Genomic DNA, 25,749 nt, shown 5'->3' on the forward strand with positions numbered 1-25,749 from the left:
ATGATTAGAAAAGTAAGTTACGAAAGTCAGGAACGTCGCGAGAAGCAGGTTCTTGCTGCTCTTAATGCTAACGGTATTCAGAGCTTGGAAGAGGCTAATCAAATCTGCGAGGACGCAGGTGTTGACCCTTATCAGATGTGTGAAGATACTCAGCGTATCTGCTTCGAGAACGCTAAGTGGGCGTATGTAGCTGGTGCTGCTATCGCTATCAAGAAAGGTGCTAAGACTGCTGCTGACGCAGCTGAGGCTATCGGTATCGGTTTGCAGGCATTCTGCATTCCTGGTTCTGTAGCTGACGACCGTAAGGTTGGTCTCGGTCACGGTAACTTGGCTGCTCGTTTGCTCCGTGAGGAGACTCAGTGCTTCGCTTTCTTGGCAGGTCACGAGTCTTTCGCTGCTGCTGAGGGTGCTATCAAGATTGCTGAGATGGCAAACAAGGTTCGCAAGAACCCATTGCGCGTTATCTTGAACGGTCTTGGTAAGGATGCTGCTCAGATCATCAGCCGCATCAACGGTTTCACATACGTACAGACAAAGTTCGACTACTATACAGGTGAGTTGAAGGTTGTTAACCGCATCGCTTACAGCGACGGTCCACGTGCTAAGGTTAACTGCTATGGCGCTGACGACGTTCGCGAGGGTGTTGCTATCAACTGGAGCGAGGATGTAGACGTATCTATCACAGGTAACTCTACAAACCCTACACGTTTCCAGCACCCAGTAGCTGGTACATACAAGAAGGAGCGTATTGCTGCTGGTAAGCCATACTTCTCTGTAGCTTCTGGTGGTGGTACAGGTCGTACTTTGCACCCAGATAACATGGCTGCAGGTCCTGCTTCTTACGGTATGACTGATACTATGGGTCGTATGCACTCAGACGCTCAGTTCGCAGGTTCTTCTTCAGTTCCTGCTCACGTAGAGATGATGGGCTTCCTCGGTATGGGTAACAACCCTATGGTAGGTGCTACTGTTGCTATCGCCGTAGCTATCGACCTCGCTATCAACAAGAAGTAATTTCTTTGAGATACAAAACATATAAAAGCCTTGAGAATCAACTGATTCTCAAGGCTTTTTCTTTATTTATCCCACTGAAATAATCTTTATATCTTACTGGAATAAAAAAATTATCTCTCGGAGATATTTTCTTATTTCTCGGAGATAAAAATTTATCTTTCGGAGAAAATAATTTATCCTACAGAGTTTCTATTTTTATCTAACCAGTTTTCGGATTTTCCTAAAACTAAACGATGTACTCATGAGTACAATGATAACGCCAATCAGCCAATAAAGCCAATCACGATAACTGATCATGAAAACCAGGAACAACACCAGGAGCAGAATCAGGAGTTGAAAAATACTGAATCTGAAACCAAGAGCGGATAACCGATAACCATAAACGGCTCTGCTGAAAGCCAATACTGCTAAGGTCTCTATGGCATAAGCAACGGCAATACCCCCTCCTACTCCTCTCAATCCATCTAACTGATAACCAGCTATTTCACAGATTATCAGCAAGATAACACAAAAACTTTCCTGAATGAGAAAAAGTCTGGAATCTCCCCTTGACAACGGGAGATATTCTATCGGAAGATAAACGGCCTTGAACAACATGGCAATAGCAGCAAGCTGAGTCATCTGGAGCATCCCCATAAACTGGGCATTGTATAAAATAGGAATAATGAGAGGCAGTCCCAAAATGATAGCAGCTACTATAGGCCCCAACAACAGGACATTCATCTCAAGCTGGCGGTTCACACAGAGATTGCGTTCTTTTACAGACTCCTCGTTTTTTCTGGAACCCGAAATGCCAGAGAGACGGGGATAAAAATCCTGATCCATGACCGAAAATACCATTCCCGCATAAACAAAGACTATCGTTATGCCGGCATTGAAAAGTCCGACAACTTCCAGATTGCCTTGTTGGTTCAAAAAGGCACGAATCAGAAATTCGCATCCGCTATTCATCAAACCCGAAAGTACAAATGCCCCGCCAAGTCGCAAAAGTGGAAAACCTGCAACTAGCGTCATTTTTCGCATATTTACGCCCCACCGTACAACTCGTCGGGAATATCGAAAATTCAGAGCCCATTGCATAAATGCCAAAATGAACAGAACGGGCAGAATACCTCTCTCACCAAATATCCAATAAACCGGAACCGAAACCAAAAGCAGAAGAATAGCCAGAAGACTTGCCTGCATCGCCAACGCACGCAACTGTCCGGTAGCTTTCAGAATGGCTGTTTCACCTCCAGCCAGAATCGTGAAGAAAATGGTTGGTGCCAGGAGAATGAAATGTAGCGTATGATTGCCCCAGGAAAAAGTAAACCCATTGAGTAACGGACCCAGAAGAACACAGACGATGGCTCCGAAAAATGCAGCAAGCAGACTATAGGTGCGGACAAGAAGAACCGCTCCGGCGATATCAGCCTTTTCAGACTGCGATTCATCTGCAGCATGTTCCTTTTCAGAAATAAATTTAACACCACTTGTAGGAATGCCGAAATTACACGCAGAACTGAGAACAGAAATCGTTGAGCTGAAAAGAGACAGCAGTCCCATTCCAGAAGGTCCGAGGAAGAGCGCCGTAAATTTATTGCGCAAAACTCCTACAAGAATTCCCAATCCTTGCACACTGCCAAACAATCCTGTATATTTCAGAATATGCGAATAACTGTTTTCCTTTTTATCACCCATAATCAAAAGAAACAAAAAAAAAGGTTGGATTTCCCGAAAGAGAAATTCAACCTTTATACTTTAAAATCTCAAAAGAAGATTCTGTCGAAGATTAAGCCTCAGCTGGAGCCTCCTCTGCAGGAGCTTCCTCAGCAGCCTTAGCCTCTGCCTCAGCAGCAGCTGCAGCAGCCTTCTTATCAGCTACCTTCTTAGCGATTGCCTCGTTCATCTTCTTCTCAGCCTCGAGCTCCTTAGCAGCAGCTTCCTTCTTTGCCTTAGCATCGCCCTCGCGAACAGCAGAAATCTTAGCGTCCTTGCCATTCTTCCAAGCGTCGAAACGCTTCTGAGCCTCAGCATCGTCGAATGCGCCCTTCTTAACGCCACCCTTGAGGTGCTTCATCAAGTAAACGCCCTCGCCCTTGAGGATGTTGCGAACTGTGTCTGTTGGCTGTGCACCTGTCTCTACCCAGTAGAGTGCGCGCTCGAAATTCAAATCTACAGTAGCTGGATTGGTGTTAGGGTTGAAAGTACCAATCTTCTCAGTAAATTTACCATCACGTGGTGCTCTAACGTCAGCGATTACGATGCTGTAGAAAGCATAGTTTTTACGACCGCCGCGCTGCAATCTGATTTTTGTTGCCATTTTTAAATCTTAATTTTAATTTAATTTATAATGAGGTTTGAATTTTATGCTGCCATCTCGTGACAGCGGGTGCAAAATTACTACTTTTATTTGAATTGAGCAAACTTTTATCGATATTCAAATGCTTTTTTAGCATTTTTTATCTGATTCGGTCTGCTGCTCTCAAGAGTTTGATGTCATCGTTCACACCTTTCATTGCCATCCATTCGAATATGATTGCTACCAAAGGAAGGCAAGCGGCAAACTGAAACTTCATCGCTCCTTCTGCTTCAGGAACAGGAATCAAGCCCATGAACATCACGATATAATCTACATACCATAAACCTGCAAAAAGCATGGCAAGTGAACAGAGTGATTTCTGAAGTTTCAGATTCTTGTACAAAAAGATGTTTACCAATGCAATAATGGCTGAAACGGCGAGCAGAAGGAACAGAGGAACGCAAGTAGTTGAAATCTGCATTCCTGCCTCCCCTACCACTCCGAGGTTATAAACCATAGTGTCTCCTCCCATCGTCTTAGCTGCGATGCTGGCGACAGGAAGGAAAAGACAGATAGCAATGGCGATGACAGCAAAGAGCAGAAATAATGTCTGTTTACGCTGTATCATATAGCCCTGGAATATTAAATTTCGCTATCGTGAACCATTGGCGCAGATGTCTTGGTTGGATCGCGCCAATAAATATTGTTCTCAATAAACTCTTCTGTAGCGAGCAAAGTTGGCTTTGGCAACTTCTCGTAGTAGCGAGAGATTTCAATCTGTTCGCGGTTCTCAAAAACTTCCTCCAAAGAATCGTTGTAAGAAGCAAACTCCTGAAGTTTCTTACTCAACTCCTGCTTGATTTCGATAGAAATCTGATTAGCGCGCTTTGCAATGATAGCTACGCTCTCGTAGATATTATGGGTATCATCGCAGAGATCCATAATGTTGCGAGTTACTGTGTTTACTGGTGCCTTTGATTTTTTGAAATCCATAATTATAGTACTATTATTATTATATTGTTTTTACCTTATTATATATATATACTTTTTAATTGGCATTATTGCCAAGTTGGTCGAGAGCTGTCTCCGGATGCTCTTTCTCATACAGCTTGCACTTCTCGATATACTTCTCGGCAAGTGCGCGATCCTTTGAATCAGGATATTCGTTGATAAAGCCATAACACTCGTCCTCAGCATCCTGGTAGCGCTCCAGCTGCTTTTTCTCGACACTCATCTTAGCCAGTTCATATTTGCCTTTCATGATGAGCGATGCAAACTCCTCGCGTCGGTTACTGTAAGGATAATCCTTAAGCGCATTCTGTGCAGTTACGATACAAGCCTCATAGTTATTACCTCCGTTTGTACAGTTGCCGAAATAGGTGCCCATATCAAAATAGAGCTTGGCACTCTTATACTCCTTCTCAACCAAGAGATCCTGAAGAGCGAAAAGGCGGTTTGTTGCCTGCTGCTTGAGTCGGGCATCAGGATAAAGATCCAGGAACTCCTGGAAGGCTGCGATGGCTGTAATCGTAGTACTCTGGTCTAGACGAGGCTCCGGAGCATTCTGATACAAACTCTCTCCTACAAAGTACTTTGCATTTTCTGCAAACTCGCCTTTAGGATAAGAAGAGTAATACTTCTTGAAATACTCTGCAGCAGTCTCATAATCCTTCATACCATACTCGGCCATAGCCAGCATGTACAAACATTCCTCACCCTCGGTAGAACCTTTCTTCATCGTTACCAGTTCCTGCAGAAGAGGAATGGCACGGGAATACTTGCCCTGAGCATAGCTCTGCTTGGCGTACTCATACTTATAAGTATAATCGCCAGATTTCAATACCTGGTTATATTCGTGGGCACAGCTTGACAAGAGCAATGCAACACACGATGCGATAAGAGTCAATTTCTTCATAATTCTCATTTTGAACTGCAAAGTTACTCATAATTTACTTATTATCAAAAGAAAAGATACATTTTTTCGTAAAAAATTAATCTTTATAACGATTAATGGCGTTTTTTTTGTAATTTTGCACCTTGAAACAGAACTTTTGAGAAGAAATCAGGAAGAAAATGGATTTTAAGATTACATCAAAATATAAGCCGACTGGCGACCAACCGCAAGCCATCAGGCAACTCACAGAGGGGGTGCTTGAAGGAGACCCTGCACAGGTGTTGTTGGGTGTAACCGGCTCGGGTAAGACCTTTACGGTGGCAAACGTGATTGCCAACGTGGGGAAGCCTACGCTCATCTTGAGCCACAACAAGACTCTTGCCGCCCAACTGTATCAGGAGATGAAGGGTTTCTTCCCTGAGAACGCTGTAGAATATTATGTTTCATACTACGACTATTATCAGCCGGAAGCTTATCTGCCAACTACTGATACATATATAGAAAAAGACCTCGCCATCAATGATGAAATAGACAAGTTGCGACTCGGTGCTGTTTCTGCCCTTCTCTCGGGCAGAAAGGATGTCATCGTTGTCTCATCCGTATCGTGCATCTATGGTATGGGCGGACCTGTGGCGATGCAGGAGAACATCATCAAGATTCATCGCGGGCAGCGACTCGACAGAAATGAATTTCTGAGGAAACTCGTTGATGCACTTTACGTTAGAAATGACATAGAACTGCAACGTGGCAACTTTAGAGTGAAAGGCGAAACGGTTGACATCTTTATGGCTTACAGCGATCATGTTTTGCGCATAACATGGTGGGACGATGAGATTGACAGTATCGAAGAAGTGGATTCGCTCACTTATCACCGCCTTGCCTCGTTCGAAGATTACGAGATTTATCCAGCCAACCTTTTCGTAACATCAAAAGAACAGCAGGAAAGTGCTATTCGCAGAATTCAGGACGATCTGGTTAAACAGGTAGAATTCTTCAAGAGTATTGGAGATGGAATCAAGGCACAGCGCATCAAGGAACGTGTAGAATATGATATGGAAATGATCAAGGAATTAGGCCACTGTTCGGGCATTGAGAACTATTCCCGTTATTTCGATGGCAGACATGAAGGCGAACGCCCGTATTGCCTGCTCGATTTCTTCCCTAAAGATTTCCTGCTTGTGGTTGACGAGAGCCATGTGAGCATCCCGCAGATTGGTGCCATGTATGGAGGCGACCGGGCACGAAAGAAGAACCTGGTAGAATATGGTTTCCGTTTGCCTGCTGCCTTCGACAACCGTCCGCTGAAGTTCGAGGAATTTCATGATCTCATTCCGCAGGCCATCTACGTAAGTGCAACTCCGGCAGACTATGAATTGAGAGAAGCCGAAGGCGTGGTTGTAGAACAGCTGATTCGTCCTACAGGACTCCTGGATCCGGAAATCGAAGTCCGTCCAAGTGAGAACCAGATAGATGATCTTCTGGATGAAATATTAACAAGAACACACCGCAACGAGCGAGTTCTGATTACGACTCTTACAAAGCGTATGGCAGAAGAACTCACTGAGTTCCTGCTCAATCACAATGTAAAGGCTGCCTATATCCACAGTGATGTGGCAACCTTAGACCGAGTAAAGATTATGAACGACCTACGTGCTGGTGTCTACGATGTGCTGGTGGGTGTCAACCTGTTACGAGAAGGACTCGACTTGCCAGAAGTTTCGCTCGTAGCTATTCTCGATGCAGATAAGGAAGGGTTCCTGCGCAGTCACCGTTCTCTGACCCAGACAGCTGGCCGTGCAGCCCGAAACGTGAACGGAAAGGTAATCATGTATGCAGACAACATCACAGACAGCATGCAGAAAACGATAGATGAGACTGCCCGCCGCCGAAGCATCCAGTTGAAATACAATGCAGACCATGGCATTACACCAAAACAGATTGTGAAGGCAATAACCTCAGCTCTGCCTACTAGCAAGGAAGAGGGAGCAAAGATTGTTCCGATGGGAGCCGAGGGTTCTAAGCCTCGCGTCTACGTGGAACCGGAAAGTGCTGCCTTCGTTGCCGATCCTATCGTGCGCAGTATGAGCAAGGAAGAACTGGAGAAGAGCATTGCCAATACTACGGCATTGATGAAGCAAGCTGCCAAAGACCTCGACTTCATGCAAGCTGCCCAATATCGCGATGAAATCATCCGATTGCAGAAGGAATTGGAAGAAAAGGGATAAATTCAAAAGAAATAACCATCAAAAAGAGGGTGTATCATAAATTAATGATTCACCCTCTTTTTATTTACCCAGCAGTTATTCATCTGTCTATCTGCTATTCAAACGACAGCTTTTTCAGACGGGAACGTAACTGCTCAGCCTCGCTCTTTCTGATAGAAAGTTTGATGCTGCAAGTATTATCGAAAGTCTGATCCAAGATACGCGGATTCATATCTTTTACAATCCTCATCACATCATTCATCATCGGATAAGTAAAATCATAGGTTACGATTTCCTCTATCTGTTGCGTAACCTCCTCGCAATGAGCCAGCGCATCAATGGCAGCTTCACGATAGGCAACAATGAGTCCGCTGGTTCCCAATTTCACTCCTCCGAAATATCGGATGACGACAATTAAAATATCCGTCAATTCTGATTTCGTGATTTGGCCGAGGATTGGTTTTCCTGCCGTAGAAGAAGGTTCGCCATCATCATTGGCACGGAACTCTGTCCGTTCAGGACCTAGCATATATGCATAACAACAATGTCGGGCATCGTAATATTTCTTACGGTACCCGGCAACAATTTCCTTCACCTCGTCAACAGTTGTAACATGGTGAGCAAAGGCGAGAAACTTACTCCTTTTCTCGGTGTAATATCCCTCGCCTATCGTATCTGATATAGTCTTAAATTCGTCTATCATTAATCCAACTTGTGAATAATCAAACCGCTGCGCAACTTAGGTTCAAACCATGTTGCCTTAGGTGGCATAATCTTACCACTGTCAGCGATATCCATAATCTGCTGCATAGAAACCGGATGCAAAGCAAGTGCCATCTTCATCTCACCGCTATCCACACGACGCTTCAACTCACCGAGACCGCGAAGACCACCAACAAAGTCGATGCGCTTATCAGAACGTAAATCCTTGATACCCAGGATTTCATCAAGAATCAGACGAGATGAAATATCCACATCGAGCACGCCGATTGGATCTGCATCGTCGTAGGTTCCTGGCTTGGCAAACAAACCATACCATTTACCATCCAGATACAGGAGGAAAGAATGGAGAGCTGCTGGTTTCAGAATATCCAAGCCAAACTGGCTGATAGCATCATCAATAGCCATCTTTTCATAGCAAGGTATGCCCTCTTCATCACCAGATACATTCACATTGATTGCATCAATATCTATCACCTCGAAGTTCTTTGTCAAAGCATCGAGGAACTGATCAGAAGTCAGACCATTCAAATCCTTCACAACTCGGTTATAATCGAGAATGGTAAGCTGACTTGCCTGGAAACAAACTGCCATAAAGTAGTTATATTCCTCCTTACCTGTATGATTAGGATTCTGCTTAGCTTTTTCTGCACCTACCAGAGCTGCTGCTGCAGAACGGTGATGACCGTCAGCAATATAAAGGCTAGGCATCTTGGCAAATTCCGCTGTAATTGTGGCAATATCCTGATCATCGCTTACAACCCAGAACTGATGACGGAAACCATCAATTGGAGCAATGAAATCATATTCCGGCGTTGTTGCTGCATAACGCATCAGAAGTTCGTTTAGCACCTCATTATCAGGATAAGCGAAGAATACTGGTTCGATATTGGCATTGCATACACGCACATGCTTCATACGGTCTTCTTCCTTATCGCGGCGTGTCAGCTCATGTTTCTTGATGACACCCGTCATATAGTCGTTTACATACGCACCTACCACAAGACCATACTGAGTCTTGCCGTTCATCGTCTGTGCATAGATATAATACTGTTCCTTATCATCCTGTTTCAACCAGCCATTCTCCTGGAACTTTCTGAAGTTCTCTGCAGCGCTTTCATAAACGCGAGGATCGTACTCAGAAGTACCTGGTTCGAAATTGATTTCAGGTTTAATAATATGATAAAGGCTCTTCTCGTTATCGCCAGCCTCGGCACGTGCTTCCTCAGAATTGAGAACATCGTAAGGACGAGACTCAACTTGCTCAACGAGATTTTTAGGAGGTCTTACTCCCTTAAAAGGTTTTACTATTGCCATAATATTTCGTTTAAATTGACTAGTTTAATAAAAACATGAAAAGCCCATCAAGAGTGCTTCTGTGAAAAAGCACCCTTCATGAGCTATATGTATGGGAAGAATAATTACTTATTTACCTGGAACTTAGTGCATCCATCCTTAAAGAACGCATTAATCTGCTTAGCTGCAGCAATACCGGCATTGATATTTGCTTCTGCAGTCTGTGCACCCATCTTCTTAGGAGTTGAGAAGTATCTACCCTCGAACTTGGCAAAGTCTGCATCAGCATCAGGCTTGATATCAGTGATGAACTTCAAGTCCTCACGCTCAGTGAGAAGTTTCAGGAGCTCAGGCTCATTGATAACTTCCTTACGCGCTGTATTGATGAGGATGCCACCCTTAGGCAACTGGTTTACGGTCTTGTAGTCGATGCTCTTGATAGTCTCTGGAGTAGCAGGGATATGAAGAGAAACGATGTCACAAGTCTGGAACAACTCATCCTGTGACTTTACAGCATGCACACCGGCAGCCTCGATAACATCAGCTGGGCAGAATGCATCGTAAGCAGCTACCTCCATGCCAAATCCCTTGGCGATGCGAGCCACATTTCGACCAACATTACCGAAAGCAAGAATACCCAGTTTCTTGCCCTTCAACTCAGAACCAGCCTTGCCGTTGTAGAAATTACGAACGGTGTAAACCAACAAGCCGAATACCAACTCAGCTACTGCGTTAGAGTTCTGACCAGGAGTATTCTCAGCCACTACATTATGAGCAGTAGCAGCAGCCAGGTCGATGTTATCATAACCTGCACCAGCACGAACGATAATCTTCAGGTTCTTTGCTGCATCAAGCACCTCGGCATCAGCCTTGTCAGAACGGATAATCATCGCGTCCACATCCTTCACTGCATCGAGAAGCTGTGCTTTTTCTGTATACTTTTCGAGCAAGACAAGTTCGTTGCCTGCTCCCTCTATTTCTTTCTTAATGCCGTCCACAGCAGCCGCTGCGAATGGCTTTTCTGTTGCAACTAATACTTTCATATTACGATTTTACTTGGAACTTTGAGCCTTGAACTTTGAACTTTATGATTTGCTTTTTCAATATTTCCAGATTATACATAGATATATAATCTTTGGAGTAATCATAAAGTTCAAAGTTCCAAGTTCAATGTTCAATGTTAATACTTAGCTTCAAAATCCTGCATGGCCTTGACGAGTGCCTGAACACCCTCCATGGTCTGTGCATTGTAGCAGCTGGCACGGAAACCACCCACTGAGCGGTGACCCTTGATACCTACCATGCCACGCTCTGTAGCGAAGTCGAGGAATGGCTTCTCCAACTCCTTGTACTCATCGTTCATCACGAAGCAGATGTTCATCAAAGAACGGGATGCTTCTTCAACAGTACCCTTGAAGAGTTTGTTGCGGTCGATTTCAGCATAAAGAACTTCTGCACGTTCGTGAGCTCGCTTGTCAGCAGCCTCAACACCACCATTAGCCTTCAACCAGCGGAGATTCTCCATCAAGGTATAGATAGGAACAACAGGAGGAGTATTGAACATACTGCCCTTCTCTACGTGAGTACGATAATCGAGCATAGTAGGAAGCTCGCGAGGAGCCTTGCCGAGCATATCATCCTTTACGATGATAACAGTAACACCAGCCATAGAAAGATTCTTCTGAGCACCTGCATAGATGGCAGTATACTTAGAAACATCTACTGGACGGCTCATGATATCTGAAGACATATCAGAAATCAATGGTACGTTTACATCTGGATCAACACGGAGTTCAGTACCATATATAGTATTGTTGCTTGTCAAATGCAAGTAATCACAATCGGCTGGTACAGTGTTAGGAACCTGTGGATAGAAAGTGAAATTGGCGTCGGACGATGATGCGATCTCCACGACCTCACCAAAATGCTTTGCCTCTTTCATTGCCTTCTTAGCCCAAGTGCCAGAATTAATGTAGGCAGCCTTCTTGATGAGGAAGTTTGCTGGAATCTGCATAAACTGCAATGATGCACCACCACCAAGGAAGATTACGGAATAACCCTCAGGAATGTCAAGAAGCTCCTTGAATAAGGAGACTGCCTCATCAACTACTGGCTGGAAATCCTTAGCACGGTGGCTGATTTCCATCAATGAAAGACCTGAACCATTAAAATCCAAAATCTGCTTTGCTGTGTTCTCAATCACTTCGCGTGGAAGCATTGATGGACCTGCGTTAAAATTGTACTTCTTCATCTTTGTATAATTATTTAAGTTTTATACGATATAATCCTGTTAGCAGGAAAAATTAATGCACAATACACCCATATAGGATACATAGTAAACCTTTGGATTGTATTTACGACTGCGAAATTACACTTTTTATTTGAAACTACCAAATTTTTCTGCACATTTTTAGCGTTTTGCGCAGATTTCTTTCATTATGTTAGTCATTTTAGTATAATAACTGCATATTTATGTCTATTTTTACAATTATTATACATTAGCAAGCAACAAGGAAAAGATAGCAGCAGTTTGTCAACTACCTTACCTCTTCCACTATCGTTTTGACACCTTTTATCTTTTCGCCCTTGACATTATTCAGTAAGCTACGTAACTTCGTTCGGGAAATGGCAGCATAAGCATAACGGTCATTGACATCAATCTTGCCGATTTCAGCCGACTGCAGCCCACCCTTCTTGCAAAGGAAGCCTAAGATGTCACCCTTGCTAATCTTATCCTTCTTTCCTTTACCTATATATATAGTAACCATCTTAGGTTTAGCTGGCGCAGGAAGTTGATCAGCAGCAGGCATCTCGTAATCCTCAATTTCAGCATCCACATATTCCGGAATATGCTCTTCAGGACCTAACAGGAAGAAAGCCTTGCCCTGGGCTTCCCATCTTGCCGTACGTCCTACACGATGGATATAACCATCTTCGCTCTCCGGCATGTGATAATGGATGATGTTATCTATATCAGGAATATCAAGTCCGCGCGAAGCCAGATCCGTACTCACCAGAATATTGGCACTTCCGTTGCTAAAACGGTAGAGAGAAGCCTCTCGCTCCTTCTGTTCCAGTCCACCATGGAAGAAAGATGTAGAAAAACCTTGTTCTACCAGATATTTGTTGGTACGCTCTACACTATCACGGTAATTGAGGAAAACAATAGTACTCTGGTCGCCCAGGCTACGGAGCAAAAGTGCCAGGCTCTCCAGTTTATCCTTTACCGGACTTTCCACCTTATATATATGCACACGATCAGGAACCTGATCTTCATCCACACGGTAATCTATCTTTTCTACCCTGCCCATGTGTACGAAATGAGGAATTTCCTCTGCTTCGGTAGCAGAAAGCAGGAAGTGACGACGCAAGCCAGGCAAAGACTTAATCAGTCGGCTCATTTCGTCCTGGAAACCCATCTCCAGACACTTGTCAAACTCATCAATCACCAGGTATTTTATATGATATGGAGAAAGATTTCCCTTATCCAGATGATCATTGAGACGACCCGGAGTTCCAAATACAATCTGAGGACGAACCTGTTTCATCACGCGATGCTCATCCATCGTAGCACGACCGCCATAGCAAGCCATCGCACGCAAACCGCTGCCCATATTCTTCAATACGTTAGCCGACTGCAAAGCGAGTTCTCTACCAGGAGTTACCACCACCGCCTGCGCCTCGTCATCAGTTGTATCTATAAGTTGGGTAAGAGGCAGAAGATAAGCCAGTGTTTTTCCGCTACCTGTTGGCGAAAGTACCACCACATCCTTGTTCCCGTGCAAGATTGCCTGCATAGAATCCTGCTGCATATCATTGAGCTCAATGCCCAGTCTATCTAAAATTCTGTCTATCATAAATTTCTAATAATCAATTTCTAAAGAGAAGTATTCTTTTATAAAGAGAAGTTTTCATAAATTCCTCATCATGAGGCATTATTTCTTTTTCTGATTGAGCAGTTTGTCAATCTCATCAAACTCCTTACCCATGTTCAGGTTCAGATAGATGGTATATAGCGGCAAAGCCCACTGTTCCTGCATATCAGGCGCCATCGTTCTGTACTTCTGCAGATAAGGCATCGCACTGTTGTAAAGTCCGTCAATCTCCTGATGAGTTTTGCGGGATTGCTGCGAATTCTTATCCATTTCAACCGCCTGATTGAAATAAGCCAAACCTATATTATAATAAGCACCAGCCAAAGAATCGTTCACAGCAAGTGCCCTTTTGCTCACTTCGATGCATTGCTTGAAATCACCCATATTCAGGAGAATGGTTCCCTTGGTAAAGAGATAGATATCATTGTCGGGAGCTATCGCCAGCGCCTTATCTGCCACAGCGAGCGCAGAATCGAGCTGGTTCTCCTGCGAATAAAACTCTACCAGACGCGGGAAGAAGAACGGGAATTTCGGATCCCGCTCAAAACCTTCCTTCAAGGTCGAGAGATAGCGCGCAGTATCCTTCTCCAGTTTATAAGTCTCTGCCAGATACTGTAACATATAGTTATAATGAGCCGTATCTTTCAGCGCCTCATAAGAATGATGAAGCGTAGCTTTGGTATCTTGCATCTTATATCCGGCATAAACAGCCCAATAAGCAGCCGAAGAAAGATATTTGTCTTTTTGAGCATACTTATACGATTGGAACATCGGTGCTGTACTGCACGCTATGTACTGGTCAAAGAACTGATAAGCCTCCTTATATTTCTGCTTCCTGATAAACCAGGTTCCTCCGTTATAGAGGTTCGGCCGGATTCTGTTCAAATATTCAGAGTGAGGCTTACGGAAATCAAACTCACATTTTCCTTTCTTATTAGGAATCATCTCAACGGAATCAAGTCCTTGGGCTATAACGAAGAGCTGTCTGGTTGCATTGAAGAGTTGGGCTGTATCATACGCCTGTTTGAGATAGAGTTTTTCATTACCCTGCTCATACTGCTTCTTCACAGCATCGAAGAGAATGCTCCAAATCTTCCTGTTTTCCCGATTGGCAGAATCCGTCAGGAGTTTGCGCATACTGGATTCAGCCTTTGCCAAATCCTTGCCAGCCTTTACCAGATCTTTGGCTGCAACAATCTCCTTCTTCTGTGCCTGCAACCCAGATGGTGCAAGCAGAAGGAAAAATGCCAGTAAAACCCATAAGTTTCTGAATATCTGTCTTTTCATATCAATCTCCTTAATTAAAACTTTTATTTGTTTCCATACTCATAATAATACCAGTAGGTATTTCCATAAGTATCCCGAAGAGCATTCTGCCTTTCAGTCTCGTTGGCACATTTATGATCCATCTGCTGATAATCCTCAAAGTCAGTATCCATCACATTATCGTGATAAACGATACTTGGATTACTGCGGCGATGTGTATAGAGAACCAACGCTTCCTTATAATGAACAGGCAGTTTGCCCGAAGTTACTTTATAATGTTTCTGCACCTCTACCACGAACTTGTCGAGTTGCTTGTCCAGCAAGAGCGCACAAAGCTGGTAGTCAACAGGCAGACGATACTTGAGATGATGTTTAACCATCCATGCCGAAGGTTTCTGCATCCATTTTGGCGCCTTCCACATCATAGCCTTCACGGTTACGCTATCCGGCATCATCGCCTTACTTCCACCTACCAGCGTATAGGTAAAGAGACGACTGCCCAATTCGCCAGTTTCGTTGAGACAAGCTATACGGAGCATCGTCAACGAAGAATCTGTCTTGAGCGATTTTTCACCTACTTCCAAAGCTTTTTCATACTGTTTTTCTTTCATCAGATGTTCCATGCGCATACGTTCATGAAACAGACGGTCATTGCTTGCTATAAAGTTGACAAGCAATATCATCACCAGCATCTGAAGCAGATTCACCCACATATAGCGCGAGAACCAGCCGTTGCTGTGAGGCTCTGCTTCTATCGGCTCCAGCTGTCGGGCTATCCATATCAATCCACCCCAGAGAATCAGACAGAGTGGCAGGATAATCCACCACGCCCCCAATGAATGATGAAGGTCGATATCAACGGGAATATCGGTAATCATCGTCAGGACGAGGAACGAAGGGAAATAAGTAAGCCCGTGGAAACGGCGTTTCACACGGGTTACCGCGTACACTCCCACTTGCAGCAGATAGAGTACGAGTGTAATAAGCAGTGGAGCTAGCGTGTAACTGTAGTTGGTCAAACCGCCTGAGAAAACATGCTGAGCCACTGCCAATACGTCTGCCTGGTAAAATGCCAGGTAGACGTAGGTAAATGTGATAAAGATGATAGCACAGGCGATTTGCATCTTCGCCGTACTACTCCTTTTATTTTTCATAAATCAATCTATTAATTTTTCTTCAGCACCAAAGCTGTACGAGCTGGCAGATAAAGCTTCAGCCACTCCTTACGGTCTTTCACATAAAGTGGATCGTAGCTGGTCAAATGCGTCATCGTGTCATCATTCAAGCCATTGCCGCCGAAATCCTTGTTGTCAGAATCAAGCACTACGCTGTAGGAACCGGTAGGAACCAGGAAGCCATAGTCTGTGAAAGAGCGGGTTGGCGAGAAGTTGAACACGAAGAGCAGATCGCCACGCATAAAGGCGAGAACCTGATCGCCATCGTTATGCCAGATTTCTACAACTGGTGTCTTGTTAAAATTCTTTTCGCTTGTGATTGTCTTGAGCATCTCTCGGTCGAAATCTCCAAGATAGTGGTAGCAGAGTTCATGATTATCTACCAGATTCCACTGTCTGCGGGCGTATTTATGGCTCCAGCCATTACCCTCGCGAGGGAAATCGATCCACTCTGGGTGACCGAACTCATTACCCATGAAGTTGAGATAACCGCCATTAATTGTAGAGGCAGTAACCAGACGGATCATCTTATGCAGAGCTATACCACGATGAGCCATTTCGTTTTCATCGCCCTTCTTGAAATGCCAGTACATATCGGCATCAATCAGACGGAAGATGATGGTCTTATCGCCCACCAATGCCTGGTCATGACTCTCACAGTAAGAGATGGTCTTCTCATCCGAACGGCGGTTCTTTACCTCCCAGAAGATGCTGGATGGTTTCCAGTCCTCATCCTTCAGTTCCTTGATGGTCTTGATCCAATAATCTGGAATATTCATCGCCATGCGATAGTCAAAACCATAACCGCCATCCTCAAATTTGGCTGCCAGTCCCGGCATTCCACTCACCTCTTCGGCAATCGTAATGGCATGCTTGTTAACCTCATGAATCAGACAGTTGGCAAGGGTAAGATAGCAGATGGCATTATCATCCTCGTGACCATTGAAATAATCGCCGTAGTTGCAGAATGCCTCACCCAGACCATGACTGTAATAGAGCATGGATGTTACACCATCAAAACGGAATCCGTCGAAATGGAACTCATTGAGCCAATACTTGCAGTTGCTCAACAGGAAGTGGATGACTTCATCCTTTCCATAGTCGAAGCAGAGACTGTCCCAAGCCGGATGCTCATGACGGTCGCCTGGATAGAAATACTGATTAGGATCGCCAGCGAGATTACCCAGTCCTTCCACCTCATTCTTTACGGCATGAGAGTGAACGATGTCCATGATGACGGCAATGCCATTCTGGTGAGCTGTATCAATGAGATCCTTCAACTCTTCAGGAGTTCCAAAGCGGCTACTTGCAGCAAAGAAACTGCTTACATGATAGCCGAAGGAGCCATAATACGGATGCTCCTGGATAGCCATAATCTGAATGCAGTTGTAACCATCCTTGATGATACGTGGCAACACATTCTCCTTAAACTCTGTGTAGGTGCCAACCTTCTCTGCATCCTGCGCCATACCGATATGGCATTCATAGATAAGCAGCGGCGCCACATTTGGTCTGAAGGTTTTCTTCTTCCATTTATATGGTTCCGGATTCCATACCTGAGCAGAGAAAATCTTGGTCTGGTCGTCCTGCACCACGCGCTGTGCCCATGCAGGAATACGCTCACCTTCTCCACCTTCCCAGTGAACTTTCATCTTGAAGAGATCGCCATGTTTCATCGCTTTCTCCAGAAGTTTGAGTTCCCAGTTGCCGGTATTCTTTATTCTTTTGGCACGATACTTTTCGGTTTCCTGCCAGTTGTTGAAGTCACCGATCAGATAGATGTCTGTAGCATTAGGTGCCCACTCACGGAACACCCATCCACGGGCAGTCTTATGCAGTCCGAAATACTCGTATCCATTGGCAAAATCGCTCAATGTCTTTTTGCCGTTATTAGTCAGCTGACCGAGTTTCCATAGTGCATGTTCGTGTCGGCCCTTGATAGCATCCTCATAGTCTGCCAGATATGGGTCGTTCTTCACGAGTCCGATATGTTTTACCACAGCCTTCGCTGCTTTTTTTGCAACTGTTTTCTTTGCAGTTGCTTTTTTAGTTGCAGCCTTTTGGGCTGTAGTTTTCTTTTCTGTTGCCATATATCATGATTTTAGATGGTTACTCTATATTTTTATTCTTTATTTTTATCTTGAAGATTTTTTCTTCTTTAATTTTTAATCTTGAAGATAGCCTTGTGGATATCACCGTTACCGATGCATGGCTGATGACCGTCTTGTGGCCAGAAAATGGCAAACTGACCTGGCTTGCAGGTAACGAGCGTCTGCGCTTTCACACCAGGATACTTGGTCAAATCCTTTGCCTCGTTATATTCCACTTCAGGAAGATCAGCAAGCGGAGTATAGCCATAAGTCTCATCGTTGTCAAGAGGAATCTGAATATCAATCATCTTGCGATGTGTTTCAAGCACAGCATCTTCCTCGCTCTTTCCATGAGCTGTCGTTATGTTGACAAAGAGGTCACCCTCCTTGATTAAATGCTTACCATCCTCCAGCTTAGAGAGGTCATTTTCCTTGATAAACTTCACTACATCAGCGAAGAGCGGATTGAGAGAAACGTATTTCTCCAGATTGTCTAAAGTATCTACTACCATAATTCTAGTTTAAACTTTGAGATTTGAACATTTACTTTTAACTTTGAACTTTGAGCTTTGAACTTTATGATATGTTCTTTTTTCTCATTATTAAAATATAAAGGTTCTCTATCTCGTTATTTATAATTTCTTTGTAATTCTCTATTTTCTGAAGAGATTAGTCTTCGAATCGTTTGCCGTTCTCGTAGGTTCCCTTTGCTGTAACCTGTCCGTTGCGGTCTTTCTCAACAAATCTTCCTTCACGCACATCGTTACGGTAGGTTCCTTCAAAACGCTTGCCGTTTTTATCTTCCTCTATGCAAGGTCCCTGGCGCTTACCTTTATGATAGGCACCCTTGAATTTTCTGCCATCAGCATAATGAATCACGACATTGCCATCTACCAGGCCATTCTTAAACTCACCTTCAAACACGTCGCCGTTCTTCTTGGTCAGTTTACCCCTGCCATTCTGCAAATCATCTTTCCACTCGCCTACATAGATATCGCCATTTTTCCAGATGAAGGTACCCTGACCGGTACGCAGACCATCCTTGAACTGTCCGTTATACTTGGCGCCCTTTGCTGAGCGGAAGATGCCTATCCCCGTTCGTTCGCCCTGCACATAATCACCTTCATAAATGTCGCCATTATGAAATTTATAGATACCCTTACCATCCTGGATATCATCTTTCCAGTCGCCGATATACACATCGCCATCAGCATACTTGAAAGTACCTTTGCCCGAGCGCTGGTTGTCGAGCCAATGACCGTCATAAGTAGTTCCGTCTCCCCAGTTGAAGAAGCCGTTGCCATTCTTCATGTCGTTCATCCACTGGCCTTTATATTGAGCGCCGTTGGAATAAGTATAAACGCCACGTCCCTGCCGCTTGTCCTTATACCAGTCGCCATCATATTTATCACCATTATAATAGAACATGACGCCATGACCATGCTGGTAATCGCGAAACCAGAGACCTACATATTTGTTGTTGTTCTGGAAATAGTAGGTACCAGTACCATGCTGCTGATCCTGCATCCACTGTCCCTCATACTTTTCACCGTCGCTGAAGGTATAAACACCATAACCCTCGCGCTTACCTTTCATATAAGAGCCTTCGTAGGTATCACCATTCTTATAGATGGTAGTACCTTTCCCCTGCGGCTTTCCGCTCACCATTTCGCCTTTAAACTGGCCTCCGTCACGGGTGATGCAAGAGCCTAGCGAAATCTTCTGGGCAGAGACATCAACCGATGCCATAGCCAAGGTCAAGGCCAGAAAGAAATACCTGCTCCGACAGGAAAATTTGGTATGTTGTTTCTTATTGTATTTCATATTTTACAGTTATAGTCTTACTTATCAAACTCCAAAGTTATAGGTTTTTCCTCAAACAACCAAATAGATTAAACAAATTTAAGGTAAAATCGTGAAAATAAAAATTTATCCGAAAAATTTTTCGGCTTATCACAATAATTAAGCACAATTTTCGTTTTTACGGAAATCGAGAGTAAAATCACTAAAACAATAAGATTATGATTTTAAATTGCGCCATCATAGATGAAGATCCGGAAGCATTGCAACTCCTGGAACAGTATATAGAGAAGACTCCAACCCTGCATCTGATCGGAGCCTACAAAAGTGCGATAGATGCTGTAGACGGTATCCGTCACAATCATCTCGACGTACTCTTTCTCGCTATCCACATGCAGCAGATCAGCGGCCTGGAATTTGCAAAGGTTGTACCGAAGAACGTGAAGATTGTCTTCACCACCGCATTCAAGGAGTATGCCATCGAGGCCTACAAGGTGAATGCATTCGACTATCTGCTCAAGCCCATCAGTTACGATGACTTTATGAGATCATGCCAGAAAGTCTTCGAAAGCTACATGCAGGATGATAACTACAACCCTATCAAGCGCGACGGGTTCCTGGTGGTAAAACGAGATTACAAATGCGTGAGAATCCCGATAGATGATATCCTGTTTGTTGACTGCGACAAAGATTACATCCGGTTCCATCTTGAGGGCAGGCCTAACGTCAGAACCCTGGGCAACCTCAAACAGCTGGAAGAAAGGTTGCCTAAAGAGAAATTCAAGCGTGTACACCGTTCGTTCCTTGCCAACATGACAAAGTTTGATACGGTAGACCAGCAGCACATCACCTATGGCGACCAGAGCATTCCTATCTCAGAAACCTATTTTGAGTTTATCAAGAAATACCTGGAAGACCATTCTCTATGATGGTCTTCCAGATAGTTTTATCCTACCTTTCTTATAATATCTGCAAGGGTGACGATACCAGGATAGAAGCTCCATGTGCCAGCAGGAAATCGTGATCTCTGAATCCCCAAAGAACAGAGATACAAGGCATTCCGCTGTTCTTTGCCGTCATCACATCCACGTCGCTGTCGCCGATATATACCGCTCTTTCTCTATCCACATGCAGCTGTCGCAAGGCCTCGTTTACGGTATCTGGAGCCGGTTTTTTCTTGATATTTTCCCGTTCTCCTATCGCTACATCTACCAGGTCGCCGAAGAAATGGCGGCAGATTTCCTGTGTAGCAGCATAAAACTTGTTGCTTACCACCGCAATGTTCTTTCCCCTGTTCTTCAGTTCCTCCAGCATCTCCATCACGTCAGGATAAGGCTTCGTGTTATCCATATTGTGTACCATATAATGCTTGCGGAAATCCTGCAGGGTTTTCTCAAACTTCTCGTTCTCCAATCCTCCCGGCACGGCACGTTCCATCAGTTTCTTCACCCCGTTTCCTACAAACATGCGTACCTCCTCCAGCGTACGTTCAGGCATCCCGTTCAGTTTCAGCGCATAATTGCAACTTGCAGCCAGGTCATGGAGAGAAGAAATCAGGGTTCCGTCAAGATCGAAGATATAGGTATCGAAATTGAACTGGGCATGAGGCGGAACCCTCTTGATACGGAAGTCACCGCCATGAAGCACATAAACATCCTGCTGATAGACGCGGAGTTCACCCTGAGGAACGCCCTGTCCACCAGCCTGTTCATTACCCGAAACACCAAAGGTTCTGTTATCTCCGAATTCCCATCTCTTCAGTTTCTGGGTCTGTGCATCAATCACCACATATTTATATTCTATCGGCGCATCGATGGCCTGCACATTGACAGAGATTTCCCAGTCCTTGCCATGATTGTTCTGCATCTGCAGGAAGTGTGCAGGATTCCATTTGCCCAGCGTAGGATGATTTCCCAACAGAGCCACAGCCTCACCCTCATAGAGTTTCGGGGCATGAATCTTGAAGATGATGGTACGGTCGAAGAGAGGCAGACGGGTCGGATTGACATCAGTAAACTTAACCTGCTGCTGCAATACGAAGGCATTTTTTTCCACATAAGGGTTATCCTCCTCCAGCCAATAGTCCTGGAAATAGAAATTCTTGCTCTCATCAAAAACATATTGGCGGGCAGAAGCGAGCGATTCTCTGCGCAGCACCTTTCCCTCAGCATCTTTCACGCAGTAGCAGTAAGCCACAGCCACGAAAGGGTGATGGCGGTTCTGCCTTGACGCCATTTCCACCTCCCAGCGATAACCGTCCCGGGTGGTCATCGGCAAGTCCATCGTATCTTGATAGCCGTCAGCGGCGGCAAAAGTTAATTCTACATGCAGGGCATGGCCCCACTTGGCAGCATACGCTATCGAAAACTTCATTTTCATAATCCTTTTATAATAATGTGCCCGAAAGCACCCATACACATGTTGATTCTAAAAGTCAAGTGCAAAGGTAACAAAAAAGCAGACACAACGGATAAAGAAAGATGACAATTAACCTATTTTAAATTCCTATACTTTGCTATTTCCCATTTTTACTGTACTTTTGCACCCGAAAAATAACAAACAAGAAGAATATGAAAAAGAAAAAATCATTTTCTAAGCTCTATCTGTATGGTGCTATAGGCTGCATCGCAGTCATCGCCATCGTGGGCTACATCTACTGTTTCTCTTCCTTCTCGAAGAGCAGCAAGACCGAGTATGTTTACATCGACAGCGATGATAACATCGACTCTGTATACAACAAGCTCCGCCCATTTGCCAAGAGCATTCCGTTCCAGGCATTCAAGACCCTGACCCTCCATTCCGGCTATGCCGATCATATCCGAACAGGTAGATACGCCATTGCTCCGGGCGACGGTTCCCTCAAGACATGGCGCCACATGAAGAACGGTTTGCAGGAACCGGTAAGCCTCACCATCCCATCGGTACGCACGCTCGACAAACTCTCTGATGAGATTGGCAAGAAGATGATGTTTGGCAGCAACGACCTCTACCATGCCCTGCGCGACGAGAGCGTCTGTCAGAAATATGGTTACGATACAGCCACCATCGCCTGCATGTTCATACCTAACACCTACGATCTCTACTGGAACATCTCGGTAGATAAATTCCTGGAGCGCATGAAGAAAGAAAGCGACAAGTTCTGGAACTTTGAGCGCACCGAAAAGGCAAAGGCTATGAAGCTGACACCGGTTGAAATCATCACCCTTGCCAGCATCGTGGACGAAGAAACAGCCAACAACGGCGAGAAACCGATGATAGCCGGTATGTATTATAACCGTCTGATGCTTCGCAATGCCGAATATCCGGAAGGTATGCCGTTGCAGGCCGATCCTACCATCAAATATGCATGGCAGCGATTCGACCTCAAGCGCATCTACAACAACCTCCTGTCTATCAAGAGCCCGTACAATACCTACAAGAACCCAGGCTTGCCACCGGGGCCTATCCGTATTCCGAGCGTAGCAGGTATCGATGCCGTCCTCAACCATGTGCATCACGATTACCTTTACATGTGTGCCAAGGAGGATTTCAGCGGCACTCACAATTTTGCCCGCACTTATGATGAGCACCTGCAGAATGCAGCAAAATATTCTAAAGCGCTCAACGAAAGAGGCATCAAGTAAGATAAGGAAACAAGATTGGTAAAAATAAGTCAGAAAACTTGCAAAGCGTTAGTGTTTTTTCAAGTTTTCTGACTTTTTATTTGGTAGTCTAACAAAATAGTTGTAAATTTGCAGCCGAAAACTTACCAATTTAAAAAAGGAATAAATACATGAACAGAACGATTATTACAGTAGTGGGCAAGGATACCGTTGGTATCATCGCCAAGGTTTGTACCTATTTGGCAGAGAACAGTATCAACATCTTGGATATCTCTCAGACCATCGTACAGGAGTATTTCAACATGATGATGATCGTAGACATGGGCAAGATGCAGAAAACTTTCGAGGAAGTTGCCGATGATCTCACCAATGTTGGTAAGGCTATGGGCGTGCAGATCAAATGCCAGCGCGAGGAAATTTTCAATATGATGCACAGAATTTAAAAAGCAAACAATATGATCAATATATCTGAGGTTATCGAAACCAACAAGATGATAGAGCAGGAGAATTTCGATGTGCGTACCATCACCATGGGTATCAACCTGTTGGATTGCGCATCTACCAATCTCGATGAGCTCTGTCAGAAAATCCATAACAAGATTACACGTCTGGCAAAGAACCTGGTGAAGACCGGCGAAGAAATCTCCAAGGAGTTTGGTGTGCCTATCGTCAACAAGCGTATCTCCATCACTCCTATCTCGCTGGTAGGCGGTTCTGCCTGCAAGACTACCGACGATTATGTAAAGATTGCCAAGACCCTCGACCAGTGTGCCAAGGAGCTCGGTGTCAACTTCCTGGGCGGCTATTCTGCCATCGTAAGCAAGGGTATGAGCAAGAGCGATGAGCTCCTGATCCGTTCTATCCCTCAGGCGATGGCACAGACCGATTTTGTCTGCAGTTCTGTCAATGTGGGTTCTACCAAGACCGGCATCAACATGGATGCAGTCCGCCTGATGGGCGAAATCGTAAAGGATACAGCCGAGGCAACCAAGGACAGAGGTTCTCTGGGTTGCGCCAAGCTCGTTGTTCTCTGCAATGCGCCAGACGACAATCCGTTCATGGCTGGTGCCTTCCACGGTGTTTCTGAGGCCGATGCGGTAGTGAGCGTTGGTGTCAGCGGTCCGGGCGTTGTAAAATATGCATTGGAGAAGGTGAAGGGCGAAAGCTTCGAGGTTCTTTGCGAAACCATCAAGCGCACGGCCTTCAAGATTACCCGTGTAGGTCAGTTGGTAGCTAAGGAGGCTTCACGCCGTCTGAACGTACCTTTCGGCATCATCGACCTTTCATTGGCTCCTACCCCAGCTATCGGTGATAGTGTAGCCGATATTCTCGAGCTCATCGGTCTTGAGCATGCCGGTGCTCCTGGTACCACAGCAGCTCTTGCGCTCCTGAACGATCAGGTTAAGAAGGGCGGTATCATGGCTTCTTCTTATGTAGGTGGTTTGAGCGGTGCCTTCATCCCTGTCAGCGAAGACCAGGGCATGATTAACGCTGTAGAGGCAGGTGCGCTGACCATTGAGAAACTGGAAGCGATGACCTGTGTCTGCTCAGTAGGTTTGGATATGATTGCCATCCCTGGCGATACTCCAGCCACCACCATTTCCGGTGTCATTGCCGACGAGGCTGCCATCGGTATGGTTAACCAGAAGACTACCGCCGTACGTATCATCCCTGTTGTGGGCATGAAGGTAGGCGACAATGTAGATTTCGGCGGTTTGCTCGGTCATGCTCCAATCATGCCTGTAAACCCATTCAGTTGCGAGGCATTCGTGAACCGTGCCGGTCGTATTCCGGCTCCAATCCACAGCTTCAAGAATTAAACTGTTTTGTGATTTAAAATACCAATCCCCCATCCTGCTATCTCAAGCGGTATGGGGGATTTTTCTTTCGTATAATTACTTATCTATCTTGTATAGCAATGGATCATCATATTCATCAATGTTGCGAGGCATTCGTGAACCGTGCCGGTCGTATTCCGGCTCCAATCCACAGATTCAAAGAGGGCAGAAAAGAGAGCGAAAACGTTAAAGAATACTAACAAAGTGTCCAGTTGTCCACCAACTGGACACCTAAAAGCAAAATTGTATACCAAAAAAACAAATATTACCCCCCACTTTCAAATAAAAACCTTATCTTTGCACTAGGATTTTTACAATCTGTATCATGAAGGATTTAAAATATTGTAAATTATAATCAAAACATAATAGATTAATATGAGAAATTATTTAACTGGAAAAGAACGATTACTGGTCGCAGCACTTGCATTTATTCTTCCATTTTCTTTCGCGAAAGCAGAAGCAAGAGAAGATGGAAAGACCGGTCAGCAAGGCTGGTATGTAGGAGTAGAGGGTGGAATGCCTTTCGGTTTCTCTACTTTCTCAAGTTTCGGACACGACAAGACGCATCCCGGTTGGGCTGCTGGCTTATATGGCGGCTATCGTTTTAACTCCATCTTCTCGGCTGAGTTATCTGCTAAATATGGAGAAATGAACTTGTCGGCACAAGACTGTTGCGTAGAACGTAACTATTGGT

23 protein-coding genes and 1 pseudogene are annotated in these 25,749 nt (G+C 44.7%); 7 read left to right on the plus strand and 17 right to left on the minus strand.

What is annotated here, in order from left to right; all coding sequences use genetic code 11:
- Nucleotides 1–1,014: a GGGtGRT protein gene (locus KSW37_RS05760; protein WP_089543362.1), complete on the plus strand. Its 1,014-nt coding sequence runs from the start codon at nt 1–3 to the stop codon at nt 1,012–1,014.
- Nucleotides 1,015–1,209: 195 nt separating this feature from the next.
- Here the strand turns inward: KSW37_RS05760 and KSW37_RS05765 are convergent, their stop codons facing one another.
- From KSW37_RS05765 to KSW37_RS05785, 5 genes are all read right to left on the minus strand, one after another.
- Complete coding sequence (locus KSW37_RS05765; protein ID WP_217313607.1) at nt 1,210–2,694, minus strand: hypothetical protein; 1,485 nt, start codon at nt 2,692–2,694, stop codon at nt 1,210–1,212.
- Between the two features lie 91 nt (nt 2,695–2,785).
- Nucleotides 2,786–3,316, minus strand: a complete 531-nt coding sequence (locus KSW37_RS05770) for a 30S ribosomal protein S16 (RefSeq protein WP_118064442.1) — start codon at nt 3,314–3,316, stop codon at nt 2,786–2,788.
- A 139-nt stretch (nt 3,317–3,455) separates the two neighbouring features.
- Nucleotides 3,456–3,923: a DUF4293 domain-containing protein gene (locus KSW37_RS05775; RefSeq protein WP_117586750.1), complete on the minus strand. Its 468-nt coding sequence runs from the start codon at nt 3,921–3,923 to the stop codon at nt 3,456–3,458.
- Between the two features lie 14 nt (nt 3,924–3,937).
- Nucleotides 3,938–4,288: a DNA-directed RNA polymerase subunit omega gene (locus KSW37_RS05780; protein ID WP_117586749.1), complete on the minus strand. Its 351-nt coding sequence runs from the start codon at nt 4,286–4,288 to the stop codon at nt 3,938–3,940.
- Nucleotides 4,289–4,343: 55 nt separating this feature from the next.
- Complete coding sequence (locus tag KSW37_RS05785; protein ID WP_217313608.1) at nt 4,344–5,210, minus strand: outer membrane protein assembly factor BamD; 867 nt, start codon at nt 5,208–5,210, stop codon at nt 4,344–4,346.
- Between the two features lie 158 nt (nt 5,211–5,368).
- Here KSW37_RS05785 and uvrB point away from each other — a divergent pair, with 158 nt between their 5' ends.
- Nucleotides 5,369–7,414, plus strand: a complete 2,046-nt coding sequence (gene uvrB, locus KSW37_RS05790) for an excinuclease ABC subunit UvrB (RefSeq protein WP_217313609.1) — start codon at nt 5,369–5,371, stop codon at nt 7,412–7,414.
- Between the two features lie 94 nt (nt 7,415–7,508).
- Here uvrB and KSW37_RS05795 read toward each other — a convergent pair whose 3' ends face one another.
- The 10 genes from KSW37_RS05795 to KSW37_RS05840 all read right to left on the minus strand — a co-directional run bounded on the left by KSW37_RS05795 (nt 7,509) and on the right by KSW37_RS05840 (nt 19,564).
- Nucleotides 7,509–8,096: an IMPACT family protein gene (locus KSW37_RS05795; RefSeq protein ID WP_006849028.1), complete on the minus strand. Its 588-nt coding sequence runs from the start codon at nt 8,094–8,096 to the stop codon at nt 7,509–7,511.
- Entirely contained in the window at nt 8,096–9,430 is a 1,335-nt protein-coding gene (locus KSW37_RS05800) for a DUF1015 domain-containing protein (protein WP_117727968.1), read from the minus strand. The genes KSW37_RS05795 and KSW37_RS05800 overlap by 1 nt, the downstream gene beginning before the upstream one ends.
- Before the next feature lie 104 nt (nt 9,431–9,534).
- Nucleotides 9,535–10,452: an NAD(P)-dependent oxidoreductase gene (locus tag KSW37_RS05805; RefSeq protein ID WP_217313610.1), complete on the minus strand. Its 918-nt coding sequence runs from the start codon at nt 10,450–10,452 to the stop codon at nt 9,535–9,537.
- A 137-nt stretch (nt 10,453–10,589) separates the two neighbouring features.
- The gene (gene serC / locus KSW37_RS05810; protein ID WP_217313611.1) at nt 10,590–11,660 is read right to left on the minus strand and encodes a 3-phosphoserine/phosphohydroxythreonine transaminase; all 1,071 of its coding nucleotides are present in this window, start codon (nt 11,658–11,660) and stop codon (nt 10,590–10,592) included.
- Nucleotides 11,661–11,946: 286 nt separating this feature from the next.
- On the minus strand, nt 11,947–13,266 hold the full coding sequence (locus KSW37_RS05815) for a DEAD/DEAH box helicase (RefSeq protein ID WP_217313612.1): 1,320 nt from the start codon (nt 13,264–13,266) through the stop codon (nt 11,947–11,949).
- A gap of 78 nt (nt 13,267–13,344) precedes the next feature.
- A complete protein-coding gene (locus tag KSW37_RS05820) occupies nt 13,345–14,571 on the minus strand; it encodes a tetratricopeptide repeat protein (protein ID WP_217313613.1) in 1,227 nt (408 codons plus the stop codon).
- Between the two features lie 23 nt (nt 14,572–14,594).
- Entirely contained in the window at nt 14,595–15,704 is a 1,110-nt protein-coding gene (locus KSW37_RS05825; RefSeq protein WP_217313614.1) for a DUF6057 family protein, read from the minus strand.
- Between the two features lie 11 nt (nt 15,705–15,715).
- On the minus strand, nt 15,716–17,815 hold the full coding sequence (locus KSW37_RS05830) for an alpha amylase C-terminal domain-containing protein (RefSeq protein ID WP_217313615.1): 2,100 nt from the start codon (nt 17,813–17,815) through the stop codon (nt 15,716–15,718).
- A 68-nt stretch (nt 17,816–17,883) separates the two neighbouring features.
- Nucleotides 17,884–18,327: a YhcH/YjgK/YiaL family protein gene (locus KSW37_RS05835; RefSeq protein WP_217313616.1), complete on the minus strand. Its 444-nt coding sequence runs from the start codon at nt 18,325–18,327 to the stop codon at nt 17,884–17,886.
- Between the two features lie 157 nt (nt 18,328–18,484).
- Nucleotides 18,485–19,564, minus strand: a complete 1,080-nt coding sequence (locus tag KSW37_RS05840; RefSeq protein WP_217313623.1) for a phosphatidylinositol-4-phosphate 5-kinase — start codon at nt 19,562–19,564, stop codon at nt 18,485–18,487.
- A 272-nt stretch (nt 19,565–19,836) separates the two neighbouring features.
- Between KSW37_RS05840 and KSW37_RS05845 the strand changes: the two genes are divergently transcribed.
- Nucleotides 19,837–20,544: a LytR/AlgR family response regulator transcription factor gene (locus KSW37_RS05845; RefSeq protein WP_217313617.1), complete on the plus strand. Its 708-nt coding sequence runs from the start codon at nt 19,837–19,839 to the stop codon at nt 20,542–20,544.
- 31 nt (nt 20,545–20,575) lie between these two features.
- On the opposite strand, the gene KSW37_RS15965 is transcribed toward KSW37_RS05845, so the two are convergent.
- Complete coding sequence (locus KSW37_RS15965; RefSeq protein ID WP_367397488.1) at nt 20,576–21,238, minus strand: HAD family hydrolase; 663 nt, start codon at nt 21,236–21,238, stop codon at nt 20,576–20,578.
- A gap of 96 nt (nt 21,239–21,334) precedes the next feature.
- Nucleotides 21,335–21,994 (minus strand): annotated as a pseudogene (locus KSW37_RS15970) (carbohydrate-binding module family 20 domain-containing protein); the annotation flags it as partial.
- Nucleotides 21,995–22,185: 191 nt separating this feature from the next.
- Between KSW37_RS15970 and mltG the strand changes: the two are divergent.
- From mltG to KSW37_RS05870, 4 genes are all read left to right on the plus strand, one after another.
- On the plus strand, nt 22,186–23,238 hold the full coding sequence (gene mltG / locus KSW37_RS05855) for an endolytic transglycosylase MltG (protein ID WP_217313619.1): 1,053 nt from the start codon (nt 22,186–22,188) through the stop codon (nt 23,236–23,238).
- Between the two features lie 149 nt (nt 23,239–23,387).
- Nucleotides 23,388–23,660, plus strand: coding sequence for an ACT domain-containing protein (locus KSW37_RS05860; RefSeq protein ID WP_217313620.1), 273 nt, complete (start codon nt 23,388–23,390; stop codon nt 23,658–23,660).
- 12 nt (nt 23,661–23,672) lie between these two features.
- Entirely contained in the window at nt 23,673–25,037 is a 1,365-nt protein-coding gene (locus KSW37_RS05865; RefSeq protein WP_217313621.1) for a PFL family protein, read from the plus strand.
- Between the two features lie 393 nt (nt 25,038–25,430).
- Nucleotides 25,431–25,749, plus strand: a 319-nt coding sequence (locus KSW37_RS05870; RefSeq protein WP_367397487.1) for an outer membrane beta-barrel protein, incomplete at its 3' end; no start/stop codon positions are given.

The sequence above is a fragment of the Segatella copri genome (assembly GCF_019127135.1).
GTDB lineage: Bacteria > Bacteroidota > Bacteroidia > Bacteroidales > Bacteroidaceae > Prevotella.